This is a genomic window from Pseudomonas sp. B7 (assembly GCF_016735645.1).
In the GTDB taxonomy this organism is placed as follows: Bacteria; Pseudomonadota; Gammaproteobacteria; order Pseudomonadales; family Pseudomonadaceae; genus Aquipseudomonas; species Aquipseudomonas glycinae.
The window spans coordinates 110,130-130,347 of record NZ_JAERRE010000007.1; the positions used below are offsets into that span (position 1 = coordinate 110,130).

Here is a 20,218-nt window from a genome sequence, read left to right on the forward strand (position 1 = left end):
CCCGACCGCCAAATGACCACGACAAACCGTTAGCGGAACGGCGGCTCGTCGAAGCTGCGCAGTTTGCGCGAGTGCAGCGAATTGAGTTCGGTGCGCAGCAGATCCACTGCTTCGATACCGATCTTCAAATGCTGACTGACCGCACGTTCGTAGAACGCGTTGGCCGAACCCGGCAGCTTGATTTCGCTGTGCAGCGGCTTGTCCGACACACACAACAACGTGCCGTACGGCACCCGCAGGCGATAACCCTGGGCGGCGATGGTGCCGCTTTCCATGTCCACGGCCACGGCGCGGGACAGGTTGATCAGCGGTCGCTCCTGGGCCCAGCGCAATTCCCAGTTGCGGTCGTCGTAGGTCAGCACGGTGCCGGTGCGCAGGCGCTTCTTCAGCTCTTCGCCTTTTTCGCCGGTGATGTTGGCCGCCGCTTGCTGCAACGCCAGTTGCACTTCGGCCAGGGCCGGAATCGGAATGTTCGGCGGCACTACCCGGTCGAGAATCCCGTCGCGACGCATGTAAGCGTGAGCCAGCACGTAGTCGCCGATGGTCTGTGACTGACGCAGGCCGCCGCAGTGACCGATCATCAGCCAGCAATGCGGACGCAGCACAGCCAGGTGGTCGGTGATGTTCTTGGCGTTGGACGGGCCGACGCCGATATTGACCAAGGTCACGCCGTGGCCATCGCTGGCGATCAGGTGATAGGCCGGCATCTGATAGCGGTGCCAGACCACGCCGGCCGCAATCGCCGAGGCTTCGCCATGATCCATGCCTTTTTCGATGATCACGTTGCCCGGCAACACCATGCGCACGAAACGCGGGTCGCGGCGCAGTTGTTCCAGGCCATGGACGATGAACTGGTCGACATAACGGTGATAGTTGGTCAACAGAATCCACGGCTGCACATGGCGCCAGTCGCTGCCGGTGTAGTGCACCAGACGACGCAGCGAGAAGTCGACGCGCGCGGCGTCAAACAGCGCCAGCGGCAGCGGATCGGTGTTTTCCCAGTCGTAGAGCCCGTCGGCAATGCCATCGGTGGCGGCGGACAGGTCGGTACTCGGGAACACTCGCGCCAGCACGGCGGCAGTGACACCGGAGCCGGCCAGTTCATCGCCCTGCTCGACCACGTACGGGTACGGAATGTTCTGCCCGCTGACTCCGACTTCGACAGTCACGGTGAAGTCGTGCATCAGCGGCGTGAGCTGCTCGAGCAGGTATTTGCGAAACGCCTTCGGATGGGTAACGGTCACGCTGTAAGTACCCGGCAACTGCACCTTGGCGTAGGCGCGGGTGGTCTGCGGGACTTCGCCCTGGCAGTGGTAGGTCAGACGCAGTTCGGGATAACGGAACAGGGCACGTTGCTCGGCGTCGGGCTCGACGCGATCCTTGAGATAACGCTTGAGCGCCGAGTTCAGCGCCGTGGTGGCCCGCTCATGCAGCTCGGCGAGACGATCCACGGCCTGTTCGGCGGTTTGAACGACAATAAACGCTTCGGTCACGATCAGCTTCCTGTGTTCTGACTTGCAGAGCTTCATCTTGCCTGCATCGTGGCGTCACGGAAACAGTGGCGTAATGGCTTTGTCGCGATCCCCCTTCAGAAACCTTGTGGTGTGGAGCGAGCGACGATGGCTTCGACATCCAACCCGCGCGGCAACGCGCCGTAGACCCGGCCGCCACCGCTCAGGCGACTGGCGATAAAAGCATCGCTGACCGCAGAATTCCCGGCCTCCAGCAGCAGCTTCGCTTGCAGTCCCAAAGCGATGTCTTCGGTCAGTTGCCGAGCGCGGTACTGAATGTCACTGGTGTCCTTGAACTGCGCCTGCAATTGCTGAATGTGCGCGGCCAGTCGCTTGTCGCCATGGCCGTCGCCCAACTCGCTGAACAACACATCGAGCACGCCCGGCTCTTTCGACAAGGCGCGCAACACGTCGAGGCATTGCACATTGCCGGAGCCTTCCCACGTCGAGTTCACCGGCGCCTCGCGGTACAAACGCGGCAGGATGCTGTCTTCGACATACCCGGCGCCGCCCATGCATTCGGCGGCTTCGTTGATCATTGCCGGCGCGCGTTTGCAGATCCAGTACTTGCCCACCGCTGTCACCAACCGGGCGAACTGCGCTTCATGGCGGTCATCGAGATGATCCAGCGCCTTGCCCATGCGCAGGCTCAGCGCCAGCGCGGCTTCGCTTTCCAGCGCCAGATCGGCCAGCACATTCTGCATCAGCGGTTGTTCACTGAGCAGTTTGCCACCGACCTTGCGATGGGCGCAGTGATGGCTGGCCTGGGTCAGCGCCTGACGCATCAGCGAGCTGGAGCCGACCATGCAATCGAAACGGGTCATCGCCACCATCTCGATGATGGTCGGCACGCCGCGCCCTTCCTCACCGACCATCCACGCCAGCGCACCACGGAACTCCACTTCGCTGGAGGCGTTGGACTGGTTACCGAGTTTGTTTTTCAGGCGCTGGATGTAGAACTGATTGCGCGTGTCGTCCGGGCGATGGCGCGGCAGCAGGAAGCAGCTCAAGCCCTTGTCGGTTTGCGCCAGCGTCAGGAACGCATCGCACATCGGCGCCGAACAGAACCACTTGTGCCCCACCAGTTCATAGGCCTGGCCCGGGCCACTGGCGCCGACCGGATAAGCCTTGGTGGTGTTGGCACGCACGTCGGTGCCGCCCTGTTTCTCGGTCATCGCCATGCCGATGGTGACGCCGGCCTTGTGGGCCATGCCGACATTGCGCGGGTCGTATTCGGTGGCGAGGATTTTCGGCAGCCAATGCTCGGCCAGATTCGGCTGCAAACGCATCGCCGGAACGCTGGCGAAGGTCATGGTCAGCGGGCAACCACTGCCGGCCTCGGCCTGACTGTGCAGATAGCTCATGGAAGCGCGGGCGACATGGGCGCCGTCCTGTGGATGAGCCCAGGGCAACGACGTCAGGCCATGTTCAATGGCAGTGCGCATCAGCTCGTGATACGCCGGATGAAACTCCACCAGATCGATGCGATGACCGTAGCGGTCATGGCTGGCAAATACCGGTTTGTTCTGGTTGGCAAGGAACCCGGCCTCCATCAGCGGCCCGCCGGCCAGCGCGCCGTAGGCATCGATCCGCGACTCGGCCCAGCCAGCGCCGAACCGCCGCGACCACTCCTGCAATGGCAGATCAATGCGGTACAGGTTGGTGCCGTCCAGCGACGGTGGCTGGTTGGTGACTTCGTGGGTTTCGGCGAACTGATGCAGGTTCATGACGGGGCTCCTTGATCGGCCAGAGCTTCAGTTAAGCACCGCACCGGAACCGATCAAAGTGTCATATCGGCCGAAATGCCGGCGCTTTCACCCTGTCAGCAACTCAACACCCGCCGCTGCATCGCCACCTGCAGATCCTCGAATTTCACCGGTTTGCTCAGGTAGTCGATCGAGCCACCCGACGCACAATGCTCGCGATCCGCCCCCAGCGCGATCATGAACACCGGCAGATGGGCGCATCCCGGCAGGTCACGGATCTGGCAACACAGCGATGCCCCGTCGAGCGGTGGCAGCTGGCAGTCGATCAGCACGGCATCGAAGCGCTCGCGCTGCAAACAGTCGAGCGCCGCCGCGCCGTGGTCGGCGGTGCGCACCCGGAAACCGAGCTTGAGCAACATGCCGCGCATCACCAATTGATTGACGCTGTTGTCGTCCACCAGCAACACGGTGCAATCCTGCGGCGCACGCACGGTGTCGCGGCTGAACGCGGGCACGGCTTCCACTTCCGGCAACTCAAACTCGACATCCAGTTGAAAGCGGCTGCCACTCCCCGGTTCGGAACGGTGCGTGAGCTTGCCGCCGAGCAGTTCCACCAATTGACGGCAGATCGCCAGACCGACACCCAGCCCGCCGTATTCGCGGGTCATCGAACCGTCGAGCTGGAAGAACCGCTGATACAGCGTGGCCTCGCCCAGATCGGTAAAACCGATGCCGGTGTCGATCACCGCGAAGGACAGCGCCAGCCGATTGTCCGTGGACGGTTTGCCGGTGACCCGCAATGCCAGACCGCCGACGCGGGTGAACTTGATCGCGTTGTCCAGCAGGCACTCCAGGCATTGCGCGAGTTTGGCGCTGTCGCCATGCAGGCGATCCGGCAGGGTCGGCAGCACGTCGACCTTGAAGTCCAGCGACTTGCTCGAAGCGTTGCCATCGAACTGCATCCGCAACGCCTCGACCACCCCGCGCAGGCTGAAACTGCCCGGTGTGGCCTTGAGCTTGCCGGCCTGCAATTCGGTCAGGGTCAGGATGCCGTTGACCATGCGCATCATGTCCCGCGCCGAACCGGCGGCGGTCTGCTGGTATTGCTCCAGCTCCGGATCGAGTTCGACGGTCTGCATCAGCTCCAGCGAACCGATCACACCGTTCATCGGCGTGCGCAGTTCGTGAGTCAGGGTCGCGAGGAATTCGTCCTTGAGCTTGTTGCTATGGGCCAGTTGCTGGTTGAGCACTTCGAGCTTCTGGCCCGCATCGAACAGGGTCTGCGCCTGTTGTTCGCGCATCGCGTTGATGCGGTCGGCCAGCGCCAGCGACAGCAGCGCCACTTCAATGGCCGAACCGATCTGGCTGGCGTACATGGTCAGGAACACATTCGGCAGCAGGCCCAGCACCATCATGGTGTTGACGATGCCGCCGATCAGGAACGCCGACCAGGCAATGATGAAATAACGCGCCACCCGCAGGCCGCGCCACCAGGCGAGGATCCCGGCGGCAAAGATCACCACGGTGAAGGTCAGCGCCAGGGTCGTCGCCAGACGCAGGGCCAGGCCATAACTGGTCATCAACGAGAGGCCGATCACCATGGCGCCGAACGCGATCAGGGCGATCAGCAGGCGATCGAGCCAGCGGCTGTGGTTCCTGGTCTGCAGGAAACTGCGGGCGAACTGGCTGCCGAACAGCCCCGCGCAACCGATGAAGAACGGCGTGGCGGCGTTGGCCCACCATGGGTTGTCCGGCCAGAAATACTCGACCGCCGCGCCATTGACCGACAGCTGATAGAGGCCGAACGAAGCGATATAGAAGATGTAATAGAGGTAACTGGTATCGCGCACGCTGAGGTAGATGAACAGGTTATAGACCAGCATCCCCAGCAGCACGCCATAAATGATCCCCAGCACATACAGGCGCACCGGTTGGTCTTCAAGGTACGCGGTGCTCGACCACAACGTCACCGGCGCCTGGATCGAGCCTTCGCTGGACAACCGCAGATAAACGGTTCGTTGCTGATCCGGCTTGAACGCCAGGTCGAACAGGTAATTGTTCTGGCGGATCTCGCGACTGGCGAACGGCAAGGCGTCCCCGGTCTGCCGCACCAGACGGTAGTCGCCGGCCGCATCGGGCAGATACAGGTCGAGATGATCGAGCGGCGGATACGCCAGCTCCAGCAACCAGCTGCGCTGCGCCGACGGATTGGTCGGGCGGTAATGCAGGTCGATCTTCAGCCAGAACGCCGAGCGCGAATAACCGGCATTGAGCGTGGCTTTGTCATGGGGTTTGAAGTTTCCGGCGGCGGCTTGCGCGCGGACGTCGGCAATGCTCGCCTGACCGCTCGGGTCTTCGAACACTTGCAGGGATCGACCCAGGGGGAGGCTCTGGGTGAACTCGTCGAACTCGACGGCGCTTGCCAGGAGGGGCAAGCAGAACAGCAACATCAACAAATAGCGCATTGAAGCCCCAGCGTGGCTTGGCCGGTTGTGTCAGGAAGCCCCCCATTCCCTTTGAGATGACGTAAAACCGGTATTACCTGTTATTGGTTTGGATCCACTCTAGCATAGCCGTTGATGGCCATTGAGCACCATGGAAATTTTTCCCACAAAGGCTCTAGAACGGGCGTTCCAGGGCAAAATACCGGGCTAGAGCTGTTGGCTCGGTCAGATTGTGACAAGCGCTGTGGATCTCGCTACCCGTGTTATCGGCCGCGCACTGCGCCACAACACCCGGAAAACAGGTTTGGTGGTAAGCTCGCGCACCATGAATATCTACAGCTCACGCCCCGTTGTCCTCTGTCTCTCCGGCCACGACCCCAGTGGTGGCGCCGGCTTGCAGGCAGATATCGAAGCCCTGCTCGCTCAGGGTTGCCATGCGGCTCCGGCCGTCACCGCCCTGACCGTGCAAGACACCGTCAACGTCACTGACTTTCGCGTCCTCGACCGTGAGTGGGTACTGGCCCAGGCCAATGCCGTGCTCAACGACTCCGAAGTCGCGGCAGTGAAACTGGGCATGCTCGGTTCCCTGGAAATGGTCGACACCGTCGTCGAACTGCTTCAGGCGCACCCGCACTTGCCAGTGGTCTGCGACCCGGTGCTGCGTGCCGGCGGCGGCGGACGCCTGGGCAAGGACGAAGTCGGCTACGCCATGCGCGAACGCCTGCTGCCGCTGTCGATCATCGCCACCCCCAACCTTCCCGAAGCCCGGATCCTTGCCGAACTGCCGGAAGGCACCGCGGACGAGTGCGCTGAAAAACTCCTGCCGTTCATCAAGAACCTGCTGATCACTGGCGGTCACGGCGACGAAAGCGAAATCCATAACCGCCTGTACAGCCGCGACGGCCTGCGCGAAACCTTCAAGTGCCAGCGCTTGCCGGGCAGCTATCACGGCTCCGGTTGCACCCTGGCCAGCACGCTTGCCGGCCGCCTGGCACTGGGCGAAAACCTTGCCAGCGCCGTACGCACGGCACTGGATTACACCTGGCGCACCCTGCGCGATGCCGAACAGCTGGGCAAAGGCCAGTTCGTGCCGCGTCGCCTGCCGCTGGATTTCTGTTCCTGATGTTTCGAGCCTGAGGTCTGCGCGATGAAACTACGTGGCCTGTATGCCATCACCGACAGCCAGTTGCTGGCCGGCAAGTTTCTGTCCTACGTGGAGGCGGCGCTGGAAGGCGGCGTCACCCTGCTGCAATACCGTGACAAGAGCAGCGACGAAGCCCGCCGTCTGCGTGAGGCCGAAGCCCTGCGCGATCTGTGCGAACGCTACAAGACGCAACTGATCATCAACGATGACGCCGAACTGGCCGCACGCCTGAACGTCGGCGTGCACCTGGGCCAGACCGACGGCCCGCTGTCGCCGACCCGCGCCCTGCTCGGCTACAAGGCGATCATCGGTTCGACCTGCCACGCGCAGCTTGAACTGGCCGAACAGGCCGCCAGGGAAGGCGCGAGTTACGTCGCCTTCGGTCGTTTCTTCAACTCCAACACCAAACCCGGTGCACCGAGTTGCAGCCTCGATCTGCTCGACGAGGCCAAACGCACCCTGCACCTGCCGATCTGCGCGATCGGCGGCATCACCCTCGACAACGCCGCGCCGCTGGTGGCCCACGGTGTCGATCTGCTGGCCGTGGTCCATGGCCTGTTCGGCGCCAACAGCACCGCCGAAGTGACCCGCCGCGCCCGCGCCTTCAATGAATTACTAAAAGTCTGAGAGCCCGATCATGTCTCGTTCCGAAACCCTGTTTGCCAACGCCCAGAAACACATTCCCGGTGGCGTGAACTCGCCGGTACGCGCGTTCAAGAGCGTTGGCGGCACGCCGCTGTTCTTCAAGCACGCCGAAGGCGCCTACGTCACTGACGAAGACGACAAGCGTTATGTGGATTACGTCGGCTCGTGGGGCCCGATGATCCTCGGCCACAGCCACCCGGACGTGCTGGACGCGGTGCGCAACCAGTTGCAGCACGGCCTGTCCTACGGCGCGCCGACCGCGATGGAAACCGAGATGGCCGACCTGGTCTGCTCGCTGGTGCCGTCGATGGAGATGGTGCGCATGGTCAGCTCCGGCACCGAAGCGACCATGAGTGCAATCCGTCTGGCCCGTGGCTTCACCGGCCGCGACAGCATCATCAAGTTCGAAGGCTGCTACCACGGTCACTCCGACAGCCTGCTGGTCAAGGCCGGTTCCGGTGCACTGACCCAAGGCGTACCAAGCTCTGCCGGCGTACCCGCAGCGTTCGCCAAACACACCCTGACCCTGCCGTTCAACGACATCGACGCCGTTGAAAAAATGCTCGCCGAAGTCGGCCAGGACGTGGCGTGCATCATCGTCGAGCCCGTGGCCGGCAACATGAACTGCGTACCGCCGGCACCGGGTTTCCTCGAAGGCCTGCGCAGCCTGTGCGACAAGCACGGCGTGGTGCTGATTTTCGACGAAGTGATGACTGGTTTCCGCGTCGCCCTCGGCGGCGCCCAGGCTTACTACGGCGTAACCCCGGACCTGACCACCTTCGGCAAGATCATCGGCGGCGGCATGCCGGTCGGTTGCTTCGGCGGCAAGCGCTTGATCATGGAGCGCATCGCGCCGTTGGGCCCGGTCTATCAGGCGGGCACCTTGTCGGGTAACCCGCTGGCGATGGCTGCCGGCCTGACCACCCTGCGTCTGATCAGCCGTCCGGGCTTCCACGCCGAGCTGACCGACTACACCACGCGCCTGCTCGACGGCCTGCAACAGCGCGCCGATGCCGCCGGCATTCCGTTCGTGACCACCCAGGCGGGCGGCATGTTCGGTCTGTACTTCAGTGGTGCCGACGACATTGTTACTTTTGAAGACGTGATGGCCAGCGATGCGGCGCTGTTCGGTCGCTTCTTCCACCTGATGCTGGAAGGTGGCGTATATCTCGCACCGAGCGCTTTCGAAGCCGGTTTCACCTCGATCGCCCATGGCGAAGCCGAGCTGAAACTGACCCTCGACGCCGCCGAACGCGCCTTCGCCAAGTTGAAGTAAAACGCCCCGCCGCTGACGTTGGCCATTGCCAGCGTCAGCGTTCTCCTACATTCGCGCGCCTTTTCCGACACGCCTGCCAAAAATCTCCCATAAAGTGGGCGATATATTTCCCGCGCAGCAGAAAATCGAGTAAAGACTTTGTAAGGATGGCCCTGCTTATTTCATAATGCGCGCTTATTGGATCCCTCGACGGGTCCGCGCGCCCTTCAGAGGTAAGTCGATTCCCATGAACCGCACCGGCCGCACCCTTGCCTTGGGCTGCCTGTTGCTCCTTCAGCCGCTGCTCGCGAATGCACAAGCAGGCGGCAACTCGTTGTTGATCCCGGCGATGGGTCGCTGCACCCTCAATACTCAGCCGCAAGATGTCACGCAGGCCCTCGCCGCCTGCCAAAAGGCAGCGGATGAAGGGGATGCGCAAGCGCAATACGAGTTGGGTGAGTTCTACTACGACGGCAAGAACGCGCCGCGCGACCTCAATCAAGCCCTGAGCTATTTCGAAAAGGCCTCGCTGCAAGGCCATGCCCAGGCGCAATTCAAGCTCGGCACCATGTTCTTCCACGGCGAAGGCGTGCAAGCCAACAACATTCAGGCGTACATCGTGCTGAAGATGGCGGCGGTCAACGGCGCCGAAGACGCGCTCGACACCGCCGACGAAGTGTCCGAAAAGATGTCCCGCGAAGACCTGGAAACCGCGACCCAGGTGCTCGGGCAAATTTTCCGTAAATACCTGATGGAACTGCAGAGCGCCGACGGGCGTACGCCGTTCTCGCCCCTGCCCTGACTAACGATAGTTCCCGCGCTTTTCGTCACCGACGCGGAGCGTCGAAGGCGGCATTCCCACGCAGAGCATGGGAACGATCACTTCCATAAAACCCGGTTTTACTTCTCGGGCATCGGCACCGGAAACGGCATCACGTTGCCAACGCCGCCACGGGCTTCGCTGATCTTCGGTGTCCCCAGTCGCTCCACTTCATCGATGCGCACGATCGAGTGCATCGGCACAAAGCTGCGCACCACGCCTTCGAACTGCGCCTTGAGCTTTTCTTCGCTCGGGTCGACGACCACTTGCGTGCGCTCGCCAAAGACGAACTCTTCCACTTCCAGAAAGCCCCAAAGATCACTTTGATAGATCTGCTTGGCGTACATTTCGAACACCTGGCCCTGGTTGAGGAAAATCACCTTGTAGATTGGAGCTTCGCGTTTGGTCATGGCGGGCGGACGACATCGGGGTAAAAATGAGGGCGCGAACTATAGCATAGCCACCGGACGCGCAGCGGTAGGAACCTGGGGACATGTTCCCTATAATGCGCGGTTCTTTGAACCACGTGACGACCCTATTCCATGGCCAAGAAGCTTTACATCGAAACCCACGGTTGCCAGATGAACGAGTACGACAGCTCGCGCATGGTCGATCTGCTGGGCGAACACCAGGCCCTGGAAGTCACGGCGCGCGCCGAAGATGCCGACGTGATCCTGCTCAACACCTGCTCGATCCGCGAACGCGCCCAGGACCGGGTGTATTCCCAGCTCGGCCGCTGGCGCGAACTGAAACTGGCCAACCCGGACATGGTGATCGCCGTCGGCGGTTGCGTGGCCAGCCAGGAAGGCGCGGCGATCCGCGATCGCGCGCCGTACGTCGACGTGGTGTTCGGCCCGCAGACCCTGCACCGTCTGCCGGAAATGATCGACGCCGCGCGCATCAGCAAGCTGCCGCAAGTCGACGTGTCGTTCCCGGAAATCGAAAAATTCGACCACCTGCCCGAGCCGCGTATCGACGGCCCGAGCGCCTATGTGTCGGTGATGGAGGGCTGCAGCAAGTACTGCACGTTCTGCGTGGTGCCTTACACCCGCGGCGAAGAAGTCAGCCGACCGTTCGACGACGTGATCGCCGAGATCATCCACCTGGCCGAAAACGGTGTGCGTGAAGTGACCCTGCTGGGGCAGAACGTCAACGGCTATCGCGGGCTGACCCACGACGGTCGCCTGGCGGACCTGGCCGAACTGATCCGCGTGGTCGCGGCGGTCGACGGCATCGACCGCATCCGCTACACCACTTCGCACCCGCTGGAGTTCTCCGACAGCCTGATCCAGGCCCACGCCGAAGTGCCGGAACTGGTCAAGCATCTGCACTTGCCGGTGCAGTCGGGTTCGGACCGGATCCTGGCCGCGATGAAGCGCAACCACACGGCGCTGGAATACAAATCCAAGCTGCGCAAACTGCGTGCCGCCGTACCGGGCATCTGCATCAGTTCGGACTTCATCGTCGGCTTCCCGGGGGAAACCGAGAAAGATTTCGAACAGACCATGAAGCTGATTGCCGACGTCGGTTTCGACTTTTCCTACTCGTTCGTTTACAGCCAACGCCCGGGCACCCCGGCTGCCGACCTGGCCGACGACACCCCGGAAGAGCTGAAGAAAGAGCGCCTGAACGCCTTGCAGCACCGTTTGAACCAGCAAGGGTTCGAGATCAGCCGACAAATGGTCGGTTCGGTCCAGCGGATTCTGGTGACCGATTATTCGAAGAAAGACCCCGGCGAGCTGCAAGGGCGGACCGAGAATAACCGTATCGTCAACTTCCGCTGCGATAATCCGACCCTGATCGGCCAGTTCGCCGACGTCCACATCGACGCGGCGCAACCGCACTCGCTGCGCGGCTCGCTGATCCAGTAACACCGCAAGGAGACCGCGCCAGACGGCTGAATCGATGCAAGGCTTTTTAAGAGCTTTCGCACCCACGCCGCTGGCGTTATCCTTGATTTCATCCTAATTGCCCCAGGGCGGCTAAATACGACCTTGAACGCACCCATCGAACCACATCGTTTCATCCTCGAGCCCTTTGAGGCTCGCCGCTTCGCCAATCTGTGCGGGCAGTTCGACGAGCACTTGCGGCTGATCGAACAGCGCCTGGCCATCGAGATCCGCAACCGCGGCAATCAGTTCGAGCTGATCGGCGAACCCAAGCACACCACTTCCGCGGAAAACCTGATTCGCCGCCTGTACCGGGAAACCAAGGGTTCAGAGCTGTCGCCGGATACGGTTCACCTGTTCCTCCAGGAATCGGCTGTCGAGCAACTGGACAACCACGCCCCCGCCGAAGCCTCCGTCGCCCTGCGCACCAAGAAAGGCATGATTCGCCCACGCGGCCTGAATCAGCTGCGCTATGTGAAAGAAATCCTTGGCAACGACATCAACTTCGGCATCGGCCCGGCCGGTACCGGCAAGACCTATCTGGCCGTGGCCTGCGCCGTCGATGCCCTGGAGCGCGAGCAGATCCGCCGCATCCTGCTGGTGCGTCCGGCGGTCGAAGCGGGTGAAAAACTCGGCTTCCTGCCCGGCGACCTGTCGCAGAAGATCGACCCTTACCTGCGCCCGCTCTACGACGCGCTCTATGAAATGCTCGGCTTCGAATACGTGGCCAAGCTGATCGAGCGTCAGGTGATCGAAGTCGCGCCGCTGGCCTACATGCGCGGTCGCACGCTGAACAACAGCTTCATCATTCTCGATGAGAGCCAGAACACCACCGTCGAACAGATGAAGATGTTCCTGACCCGGATCGGTTTCGGCTCCACGGCCGTGATCACCGGCGACATCACCCAGGTCGACCTGCCGCGCGGCACCAAATCCGGACTTCATCACGTCATCGAAGTCCTGAAAGATGTGCCGGGCATCAGCTTCACCCACTTCCAGCCCAAAGACGTGGTGCGCCATCCGTTGGTGCAACGCATCGTCGAAGCCTACGAGCGCTTCGAGACGCGTTTGGCCGATGAAGCGCCAAAGGACACCCGCCACGATGCTTGAGCTTGACCTGCAAATCGCGACCGAAGCGCCTGCGCCGACCGAAGCCGAGTTCCGCCAATGGTGCGAACTGGCCCTGCGCCAGCGCACAGCCGACTCGGAAATGACCATTCGTCTGGTCGATGAGGACGAAGGCCGCGAGCTGAATCACACCTGGCGGCACAAGGATTACGCGACCAACGTCCTGTCCTTTCCCGCCGAAGTGCCCGACGAGTTCCTAGACATCCCGCTGCTGGGAGATCTGGTGATCTGCGTGGCCGTGGTTGAGCGTGAGGCCACCGAACAGGGCAAGGAACTAAAGGCCCACTGGGCACATCTGGTCATTCACGGCTGCTTGCATCTGCTTGGTTACGACCATATAGATGACGAGGAAGCCGAGGAAATGGAAGCACTGGAACGCGAGTTGCTTGCCGAATTGGGTTATCCCGATCCGTACGCGGACGACGAAACCGAAACATCCCCTACTGTTACAACAAAGGATTCAGAGTAATCGCTATGAGCGAAGATCGATCGAGCAACGGGCAAAAGTCATGGCTGGGTAAACTGACCCAGGCTTTTGCCCACGAGCCGAAGAACCGCCAGGAGCTGCTTGAGCTGCTGCGCGATGCACATCAGAACAAACTGCTGGACAGCGAAGCGCTGGCCATCGTCGAAGGCGCCATCCAGGTGGCTGACCTGCAGGTTCGCGACATCATGGTGCCGCGCTCGCAGATGATCAGCATCAAGGCGACCCAGACACCCCGCGAATTCCTCCCCGCCGTGGTCGACTCGGCCCACTCGCGCTACCCGGTCATCGGCGAAAGCCATGACGACGTGATGGGCGTGCTGCTGGCCAAGGATCTGCTGCCGCTGATCCTCAAGGAGAACGGCGACAGCTTCAACATCAAGGACCTGCTGCGCCCGGCCACGTTCGTGCCGGAGTCCAAGCGTCTGAACGTGTTGCTGCGTGAATTCCGCGCCAACCACAACCACATGGCCATCGTGATCGACGAATACGGTGGTGTGGCCGGTCTGGTGACCATCGAAGACGTGCTCGAGCAGATCGTCGGCGACATCGAAGACGAGCACGACGTCGAAGAAGACAGCTACATCAAGCCGCTGCCCAGCGGTGATTTCCTGATCAAGGCCCTGACGCCGATCGAGAACTTCAACGAGTTCTTCGACAGCGAATTCTCCGACGACGAGTTCGACACCGTCGGCGGGCTGGTGATGAGCGCGTTCGGGCACTTGCCAAAACGCAACGAAATCACTGAAATCGGCGCCTATCGTTTCCGCATCCTGAACGCCGACAGCCGTCGGATTCATTTGCTGCGACTGACCCCAATCGCCCGGTAAAAAATCTAAGGATTGAAATGCGCTGGACAACCCGTCCCGGCTGGCCCGGTAACCTGCTGGCCGTGGCGGCCGGTGCAATCACCACCTTCGCGCTGGCACCGTTCGATCTCTGGCCGCTGGCCTTGCTGGCAGTCGGCCTGTTCTATGCAGGCCTGCGCGAGCTGAGCCCGCGTCAGGCCTTGGGTCGTGGCTGGTGCTTCGGCTTCGGCCTGTTCGGCGCCGGCACCAGCTGGATCTATTACAGCATCCACCATTTCGGCGGCGCTTCGGTGCTGCTGGCCGGTTTCCTGATGCTGATCTTCACGGCGGCGATTGCCTGGTTCTTCGCCCTGCCCGCCTGGCTGTGGGCACGCTGGTTGCGGCGTAACGACGCGCCGGTGGCTGACGCACTGGCGTTTGCGGCGCTGTGGGTCGGCCAGGAAGCTTTCCGTGGCTGGTTCCTCACCGGTTTCCCGTGGCTGTATTCCGGGTACAGCCAGCTTGACGGCCCACTGGCCGGACTCGCGCCAGTGGGCGGGATGTGGCTGGTGTCGTTCGTTCTCGCGCTGACCGCTGCACTGATCTACAACGCACCGCGCCTGCTGCAAACCCGCCGCAAAGCCTTCATCGCTGCCGGCCTGGTATTGCTGATCGGTCCATGGGCGGCAGGCATTGCGCTCAAGGGCCATGCCTGGACCAGCCCGGCCGGCGCGCCTCTCACCGTTGCCGCCATCCAGGGCAACGTCGCGCAAAGCATGAAATGGGACCCGGCCGAGCTCAACGCGCAACTGGCGCTGTACCGCGACCTGAGTTTCCGCTCCAAACCGGTGGACCTGCTGATCTGGCCGGAAACCGCAGTCCCGGTGCTCAAGGAGTCCGCCGAGGGCTACCTGACCATGATGGGCAACTTCGCCGCCGAGCGTAAATCGGCGCTGATTACCGGCGTGCCGATCCGCGAAATGGTCCGTCACGAAAAACGCTTCTTCAACGGCATCACCGTGGTCGGCGAAGGCGATGGCACTTATCTGAAACAGAAGCTGGTGCCATTCGGCGAGTACGTACCCTTGCAGGACATCCTGCGCGGGCTGATCGCGTTCTTCGACCTGCCAATGTCCGACTTCGCCCGCGGCCCTGCCGATCAGGCCCTGTTGCAGGCCAAGGGATATCAGATCGCGCCGTTCATCTGCTACGAAGTGGTTTACCCGGAATTCGCCGCGGGCCTGGCGGCACGCAGCGATCTGCTGCTGACGATCAGCAACGACACCTGGTTCGGTACGTCCATCGGCCCGTTGCAACACCTGCAAATGGCGCAGATGCGCGCGCTTGAAGCCGGACGCTGGATGATTCGCGCGACCAACAACGGCGTGACCGGGCTGATCAACCCGTTTGGCCAGATCACCGAGCGAATTCCGCAGTTCGAGCAGGGCGTGCTCTACGGCGAAGTGGTGCCGATGCACAACCTGACGCCGTATCTGCAATGGCGCTCGTGGCCGCTGATCATCCTGTGTGTGGTGCTGTTCGGCTGGGCGCTGATGACCAACCGGATGTCCAAGACGCTCTGAAAACCCGCTCACTCCCGCGTTCTGCGCGGGAGTGATCAATCGGCGCTGTCACCCCCTCGGTAGAACAGTGAATAGCCGATCTGCCCCACCGCCTCGTTCATCAACTGCCCGCTTTGCCAGATCGACTTGAACTCCGGCAGCCAGCCGCCAAACGGTCGCGCATTGTCCGTGCCGAGGAACCCGACCGGTGCCGGCACCACTTCGAATCCGGCCTGTTGATAGCTCCACACCGCTCGCGGCATGTGCCAGGCCTGGGTCACCAGCACGATCCGCTTCACACCTTCCGGCAATAGCACTTTGGCGCTGAATTCGGCGTTCTCCCACGTGGTGCGGCTCTCCCCTTCCTGCCAGCGCACCGTCACACCGAAGTCATCGCGCAACGAATCGGCCATCAGTTTGGCTTCGGTCGGCGGCGTACCGTAATGCAGGCCACCACTGGTCAGAATCGGCAACCCCGATGCCTTGGCCAGTCGCGCCGCATAACGCTGGCGCTCCAGCCCGACACCGGTCGGTTGATCCTCGCCCCAGGCCAGATCGCCGCGCTCGCGACCGGAGCCCAGCACCACAATCGCATCGGCGCGCTGCGCCAGACTTGCCCATGAATCCCGCGCCAGCGGCGGCTCGCGCTCCAGGGCCTTGGCACCCCATTGCACGACCACCGGCAGACTCATCAGCCAGAAGCCGCCAAAACCCAGGGCAAAGCACAGCCCGGCCAGTCGCGGCCGCGAACGTCGCAGCCACCAGGCAACGAGCAGCAGCAACAAGAGAACGCCTGGCGGCAATAGAAGTTGTTTAATGAAATAACGAAAAGGCATCGAGCATCTCCAGAGATGCCCGAAGCCTAAGTGGGTTGATACAGCGCGACAACCAGTAGGGTCGGATCCCGTTGAAAAAGATCCGCTTTTTGACCTGCCATGCGTTTACTTGGCCTGCAGAGTCCGCACTTTGACGGCATCTCTGCCGGGTGCCTTGTCCTTGAGCCAGATGACTTTGGCCGTATGGGCTGCATCGAGTTGTTTCACTGCTTGTGACAGGTATCCGTGGGTTTCACGCTCACTGCGATCCAGATAGGCCTTGACCAGTTTGAACTCGGCGGGACTCAAGCCACGCAATTCCAGCTCCAGGGGGCGCTCGTCGCGCAGCCGGCCAGCGGTTTTTGCCGCGTCCAGGGCCATCCCCAGACGATCGATCAACCGCTCGTACAACTCGGGTTTGGTAACGTTTTTTTGCTGTGACTCCACCATCCCTCACCTCATTGAAGATAAGACTCACTCCCCAGTTAGAGCTTAGCTTCGCTGCACAAACCGGCTGCACGCCGCGACCAACGGCCCTCGCCGCAATTTTGACCGGTCAAACGGCTGCAATCAGGGTTTCCCTAGGCCGAGCGCGGTCATGTATGCTACGGCGCTTCCTGTAACTCCACTTCCAGCTCGTCCGGCACGCCCCGAACGTCGCATTGAAGAGGATTAGGCCACCCCTATCCAGTACAAAAGTAGCCATGCACGAACAATATCAGCCCCGTGAAATCGAAGCCGCCGCCCAGTCGTTCTGGGACGAGCAAAAGTCCTTTGAAGTCAGTGAACAGCCAGGCAAGGAGACTTACTACTGCCTGTCGATGTTCCCTTACCCCAGCGGCAAGCTACACATGGGGCACGTGCGCAACTACACCATCGGCGACGTGATCTCCCGCTACCAGCGCATGCTCGGCAAGAACGTTCTGCAACCGATGGGTTGGGATGCCTTCGGCATGCCGGCGGAAAACGCCGCGATGAAGAACAACGTGGCCCCGGCCAAGTGGACCTACGAAAACATCGCCTACATGAAATCCCAGCTGCGCAGCCTGGGCCTGGCGGTGGACTGGTCGCGCGAAGTCACCACCTGCAAACCGGATTACTACCGCTGGGAACAATGGCTGTTCACTCGCCTGTTCGAAAAAGGCGTGATCTACCGCAAGAACGGCACCGTGAACTGGGACCCGATCGACCAGACCGTCCTGGCCAACGAACAGGTGATCGACGGTCGCGGCTGGCGTTCCGGCGCGCTGATCGAAAAGCGCGAAATCCCGATGTACTACTTCAAGATCACCGCGTACGCGGATGAGCTGCTGGAGAGCCTCGACGAACTGACTGGCTGGCCTGAACAGGTCAAGACCATGCAGCGCAACTGGATCGGCAAGTCGCGCGGGATGGAAGTGCAGTTCCCGTACAACGTCGACTCGATCGGCGAAAGCGGCACCCTGAAAGTCTTCACCACCCGTCCGGACACCCTGATGGGCGCAACTTACGTTGCTGTGGCTGCCGAGCACCACCTGGCCGCTCTCGCCGCGAAGAACAACCCTGAGCTGCAAGCGTTCATCGCCGAATGCAAGGGCGGCAGCGTCGCCGAAGCCGACGTCGCCACTCAAGAGAAGAAAGGCCTGCCGACCGGCCTGTTCGTCGAGCACCCGCTGACCGGCGAAAAACTGCCGGTGTGGGTCGCCAACTACGTGCTGATGCACTACGGCGACGGCGCAGTCATGGCTGTGCCGGCGCACGACGAGCGCGATTTCGAATTCGCCCACAAGTACAACCTGCCGGTCAAATCCGTGGTGCGCACCAGCTCCGGTGACACCAACCCGGCGCCATGGCAAGACGCCTACGGCGAGCACGGCACGCTGATCAACTCCGGCGAGTTCGACGGCCTGGACTTCGCCGGCGCGTTCGACGCCATGGAAGTCGCCCTGATCAAGAAAAACCTCGGTGCCTCGCGCACCCAGTTCCGCCTGCGCGACTGGGGCATCAGCCGTCAGCGCTACTGGGGCTGCCCGATCCCGATCATTCACTGCGACGCCTGCGGTGACGTGCCGGTGCCGGAAGACCAACTGCCGGTCGTCCTGCCGGAAGACGTAGTGCCGGACGGCGCCGGTTCGCCGCTGGCGCGCATGCCTGAGTTCTACGAGTGCACCTGCCCGAAATGCGGTCAGCCTGCCAAGCGTGAAACCGACACCATGGACACCTTCGTCGAGTCGTCCTGGTACTACGCCCGTTACGCCTCGCCGCACTTCGAAGGCGGTCTGGTGGAAAAATCCGCGGCCGACCACTGGTTGCCGGTGGATCAGTACATCGGCGGTATCGAACACGCCATTCTTCACCTGCTGTACGCGCGTTTCTTCCACAAGCTGATGCGCGACGAAGGCCTGGTGAGCTCCAACGAGCCGTTCAAGAACCTGCTGACCCAGGGCATGGTGGTCGCCGAGACTTACTATCGTCGCGAAGCCAATGGTGCCTACACCTGGTTCAACCCGGCGGACGTGGAACTTGAGCGCGACAGCAAGGCCAAGGTCATCAGCGCCAAGCTGATCGCCGATGGCCTGCCGGTGGAAATCGGCGGCACCGAGAAGATGGCCAAGTCGAAGAACAACGGCGTCGACCCTCAGTCGATGATTGACCAGTTCGGCGCCGACACCTGCCGTCTGTTCATGATGTTCGCCTCGCCACCTGACATGAGCGCGGAATGGTCCGACTCCGGCGTGGAAGGCTCGCACCGCTTCCTCAAGCGCGTCTGGCGTCTGGCTCAGGCCCACATCACTCAGGGCCTGCCAGGCAAACTGGACATCGCCAGTCTGAATGACGAGCAGAAAGTCATTCGTCGCGCGATTCACCAGGCGATCAAGCAGGCCAGCCATGACGTCGGCCAGAACCACAAATTCAACACCGCCATCGCCCAGGTGATGACGTTGATGAACGTGCTGGAAAAAGCCGCGCAAGCGACCGAACAGGATCGCGCACTGGTTCAGGAAGGTCTGGAAACCGTGACGCTGCTGCTGGCTCCGATCACACCGCACATCAGCCACGAGCTGTGGAACCGCCTGGGCCACGCCGATCCGGTGATCGACGCCAGCTGGCCGGTGCTGGACGAAAGTGCGCTGGTGCAGGACAGCCTGACCCTGGTGATCCAGGTCAACGGCAAGCTGCGTGGCCAGATCGAAATGCCGGCCGCCGCCACCCGTGAAGAAGTCGAAGCGGCAGCCCGTGCCAACGAAAACGTGCTGCGTTTTGTTGACGGTCTGACGATTCGCAAAGTGATCGTAGTGCCCGGGAAACTGGTCAATATCGTCGCCAGCTAATTGGATCGGGCGTCAGGTGAGCCTGACGCCCAGTAAAACCTTTCGGGCCACAGAGTCGGCCCACATGGTTTCAAGGGGAGCAACACAATGATCAAACGCAATCTGCTGGTGATGGGCCTCGCCGTCCTGTTGAGCGCCTGCGGTTTCCAGCTGCGCGGCACCGGCACCACCGAACTTACGATCAAGGAACTTGATCTGAGCGCCCGCAACGCCTATGGCGAAATCGTGACGCAACTGCGTCAGGTGCTTGAATCCAGTGGCGTCAAGGTTGTCTCCGGCGCGCCATACAAGCTTTACCTTTCCGATGAACAGGAATCCCAGCGCATCCTCAGCTACGCCGGTGCGGGTCGCACTGGCGAGTACCAGGTGAGCACCGTGCTCAGCTATGACATCCGTGGCGAGAAAGGTCTGCTGCTGAAAAGCGACAAGCTTGAAGTGCAGAAAGTGTTCATTCACGACGGCAACAACCTGGTGGGTTCCGACCAGGAAGCCAACGATGCCCGCCGTGAAACCCAGCGCGAACTGGTACAACGCATGATGCTGCGCCTGCAGCAACTGACGCCGGCTCAACTGGATGCCCTGCAGCAGACAGCCAATGCCCGGGCCAAGGCTGAAGCCGATGCACTCGAAGCGGCGCAGAAGGCTGAAGCGGAAACCCCGCGTCAGTCGCCGCTCGAACTGCCGCAGCAGTAAGACGTACGGGGCGCTCAGGCGCC

Annotated in this window: 17 protein-coding genes; 11 read left to right on the forward strand and 6 right to left on the reverse strand. The window is 61.9% G+C overall.

Annotated features, from left to right (window positions below; translation table 11 throughout):
* Positions 1-29: 29 nt before the first annotated feature.
* From amn to JKA62_RS16950, 3 genes are all read right to left on the reverse strand, one after another.
* Complete coding sequence (gene amn, locus JKA62_RS16940; RefSeq protein ID WP_011336076.1) at positions 30-1,529, reverse strand: AMP nucleosidase; 1,500 nt, start codon at positions 1,527-1,529, stop codon at positions 30-32.
* A 59-nt stretch (positions 1,530-1,588) separates the two neighbouring features.
* Entirely contained in the window at positions 1,589-3,238 is a 1,650-nt protein-coding gene (locus tag JKA62_RS16945; protein WP_011336077.1) for an acyl-CoA dehydrogenase family protein, read from the reverse strand.
* Between the two features lie 95 nt (positions 3,239-3,333).
* The gene (locus tag JKA62_RS16950; protein WP_201818738.1) at positions 3,334-5,682 is read right to left on the reverse strand and encodes a hybrid sensor histidine kinase/response regulator; all 2,349 of its coding nucleotides are present in this window, start codon (positions 5,680-5,682) and stop codon (positions 3,334-3,336) included.
* Positions 5,683-5,986: 304 nt separating this feature from the next.
* Between JKA62_RS16950 and JKA62_RS16955 the strand changes: the two genes are divergently transcribed.
* The 4 genes from JKA62_RS16955 (at position 5,987) to JKA62_RS16970 (ending at position 9,507) form a co-directional block, all read left to right on the forward strand.
* Entirely contained in the window at positions 5,987-6,784 is a 798-nt protein-coding gene (locus tag JKA62_RS16955; RefSeq protein WP_011336079.1) for a hydroxymethylpyrimidine/phosphomethylpyrimidine kinase, read from the forward strand.
* Between the two features lie 24 nt (positions 6,785-6,808).
* Entirely contained in the window at positions 6,809-7,432 is a 624-nt protein-coding gene (gene thiE / locus JKA62_RS16960) for a thiamine phosphate synthase (RefSeq protein ID WP_011336080.1), read from the forward strand.
* Between the two features lie 10 nt (positions 7,433-7,442).
* The gene (gene hemL / locus JKA62_RS16965) at positions 7,443-8,726 is read left to right on the forward strand and encodes a glutamate-1-semialdehyde 2,1-aminomutase (RefSeq protein ID WP_201818739.1); all 1,284 of its coding nucleotides are present in this window, start codon (positions 7,443-7,445) and stop codon (positions 8,724-8,726) included.
* Positions 8,727-8,952: 226 nt separating this feature from the next.
* A complete protein-coding gene (locus JKA62_RS16970) occupies positions 8,953-9,507 on the forward strand; it encodes a tetratricopeptide repeat protein (RefSeq protein ID WP_011336082.1) in 555 nt (184 codons plus the stop codon).
* 98 nt (positions 9,508-9,605) lie between these two features.
* Here the strand turns inward: JKA62_RS16970 and JKA62_RS16975 are convergent, their stop codons facing one another.
* Positions 9,606-9,935 carry a DUF1820 family protein gene (locus JKA62_RS16975; protein WP_007958692.1) on the reverse strand — a complete coding sequence of 110 codons (330 nt, stop codon included), beginning with the start codon at positions 9,933-9,935 and terminating at the stop codon, positions 9,606-9,608.
* Positions 9,936-10,067: 132 nt separating this feature from the next.
* Between JKA62_RS16975 and miaB the strand changes: the two genes are divergently transcribed.
* The 5 genes from miaB to lnt all read left to right on the forward strand — a co-directional run bounded on the left by miaB (position 10,068) and on the right by lnt (position 15,397).
* The gene (gene miaB / locus JKA62_RS16980) at positions 10,068-11,396 is read left to right on the forward strand and encodes a tRNA (N6-isopentenyl adenosine(37)-C2)-methylthiotransferase MiaB (RefSeq protein WP_011336083.1); all 1,329 of its coding nucleotides are present in this window, start codon (positions 10,068-10,070) and stop codon (positions 11,394-11,396) included.
* A gap of 123 nt (positions 11,397-11,519) precedes the next feature.
* Positions 11,520-12,524 carry a PhoH family protein gene (locus JKA62_RS16985; RefSeq protein ID WP_011336084.1) on the forward strand — a complete coding sequence of 335 codons (1,005 nt, stop codon included), beginning with the start codon at positions 11,520-11,522 and terminating at the stop codon, positions 12,522-12,524.
* Entirely contained in the window at positions 12,517-13,011 is a 495-nt protein-coding gene (gene ybeY, locus JKA62_RS16990; RefSeq protein WP_011336085.1) for an rRNA maturation RNase YbeY, read from the forward strand. Before JKA62_RS16985 ends, ybeY begins: the two co-directional genes overlap by 8 nt.
* Before the next feature lie 5 nt (positions 13,012-13,016).
* The gene (locus JKA62_RS16995; protein ID WP_007909641.1) at positions 13,017-13,856 is read left to right on the forward strand and encodes an HlyC/CorC family transporter; all 840 of its coding nucleotides are present in this window, start codon (positions 13,017-13,019) and stop codon (positions 13,854-13,856) included.
* A gap of 17 nt (positions 13,857-13,873) precedes the next feature.
* Positions 13,874-15,397, forward strand: a complete 1,524-nt coding sequence (lnt, locus tag JKA62_RS17000; protein ID WP_011336086.1) for an apolipoprotein N-acyltransferase — start codon at positions 13,874-13,876, stop codon at positions 15,395-15,397.
* A gap of 35 nt (positions 15,398-15,432) precedes the next feature.
* Here lnt and JKA62_RS17005 read toward each other — a convergent pair whose 3' ends face one another.
* Together JKA62_RS17005 and JKA62_RS17010 are read right to left on the reverse strand one after the other, a co-directional pair.
* A complete protein-coding gene (locus JKA62_RS17005) occupies positions 15,433-16,212 on the reverse strand; it encodes a YdcF family protein (RefSeq protein WP_011336087.1) in 780 nt (259 codons plus the stop codon).
* A 105-nt stretch (positions 16,213-16,317) separates the two neighbouring features.
* Complete coding sequence (locus tag JKA62_RS17010; RefSeq protein WP_011336088.1) at positions 16,318-16,641, reverse strand: hypothetical protein; 324 nt, start codon at positions 16,639-16,641, stop codon at positions 16,318-16,320.
* 254 nt (positions 16,642-16,895) lie between these two features.
* On the opposite strand from JKA62_RS17010, the gene leuS reads away from it, so the two are divergent.
* Together leuS and JKA62_RS17020 are read left to right on the forward strand one after the other, a co-directional pair.
* Positions 16,896-19,502 (forward strand): leucine--tRNA ligase, encoded by a 2,607-nt coding sequence (gene leuS / locus JKA62_RS17015; RefSeq protein WP_011336089.1) that lies wholly within the window; start codon positions 16,896-16,898, stop codon positions 19,500-19,502.
* Positions 19,503-19,589: 87 nt separating this feature from the next.
* Positions 19,590-20,195, forward strand: a complete 606-nt coding sequence (locus JKA62_RS17020) for an LPS-assembly lipoprotein LptE (RefSeq protein ID WP_011336090.1) — start codon at positions 19,590-19,592, stop codon at positions 20,193-20,195.
* Positions 20,196-20,218 lie beyond the last annotated feature (23 nt).

Excerpts from the sequence above, each read along its gene's own strand:
- amn (WP_011336076.1), bottom strand. The coding sequence starts at position 1,529 with ATGAAGCTCTGCAAGTCAGAACACAGGAAGCTGATCGTGACCGAAGCG.
- JKA62_RS16945 (WP_011336077.1), bottom strand. The coding sequence starts at position 3,238 with ATGAACCTGCATCAGTTCGCCGAAACCCACGAAGTCACCAACCAGCCA.
- JKA62_RS16950 (WP_201818738.1), bottom strand. The coding sequence starts at position 5,682 with ATGCGCTATTTGTTGATGTTGCTGTTCTGCTTGCCCCTCCTGGCAAGC.
- JKA62_RS16955 (WP_011336079.1), top strand. The coding sequence starts at position 5,987 with ATGAATATCTACAGCTCACGCCCCGTTGTCCTCTGTCTCTCCGGCCAC.
- thiE (WP_011336080.1), top strand. The coding sequence starts at position 6,809 with ATGAAACTACGTGGCCTGTATGCCATCACCGACAGCCAGTTGCTGGCC.
- hemL (WP_201818739.1), top strand. The coding sequence starts at position 7,443 with ATGTCTCGTTCCGAAACCCTGTTTGCCAACGCCCAGAAACACATTCCC.
- JKA62_RS16970 (WP_011336082.1), top strand. The coding sequence starts at position 8,953 with ATGAACCGCACCGGCCGCACCCTTGCCTTGGGCTGCCTGTTGCTCCTT.
- JKA62_RS16975 (WP_007958692.1), bottom strand. The coding sequence starts at position 9,935 with ATGACCAAACGCGAAGCTCCAATCTACAAGGTGATTTTCCTCAACCAG.
- miaB (WP_011336083.1), top strand. The coding sequence starts at position 10,068 with ATGGCCAAGAAGCTTTACATCGAAACCCACGGTTGCCAGATGAACGAG.
- ybeY (WP_011336085.1), top strand. The coding sequence starts at position 12,517 with ATGCTTGAGCTTGACCTGCAAATCGCGACCGAAGCGCCTGCGCCGACC.
- JKA62_RS16995 (WP_007909641.1), top strand. The coding sequence starts at position 13,017 with ATGAGCGAAGATCGATCGAGCAACGGGCAAAAGTCATGGCTGGGTAAA.
- lnt (WP_011336086.1), top strand. The coding sequence starts at position 13,874 with ATGCGCTGGACAACCCGTCCCGGCTGGCCCGGTAACCTGCTGGCCGTG.
- JKA62_RS17005 (WP_011336087.1), bottom strand. The coding sequence starts at position 16,212 with ATGCCTTTTCGTTATTTCATTAAACAACTTCTATTGCCGCCAGGCGTT.
- JKA62_RS17010 (WP_011336088.1), bottom strand. The coding sequence starts at position 16,641 with ATGGTGGAGTCACAGCAAAAAAACGTTACCAAACCCGAGTTGTACGAG.
- leuS (WP_011336089.1), top strand. The coding sequence starts at position 16,896 with ATGCACGAACAATATCAGCCCCGTGAAATCGAAGCCGCCGCCCAGTCG.
- JKA62_RS17020 (WP_011336090.1), top strand. The coding sequence starts at position 19,590 with ATGATCAAACGCAATCTGCTGGTGATGGGCCTCGCCGTCCTGTTGAGC.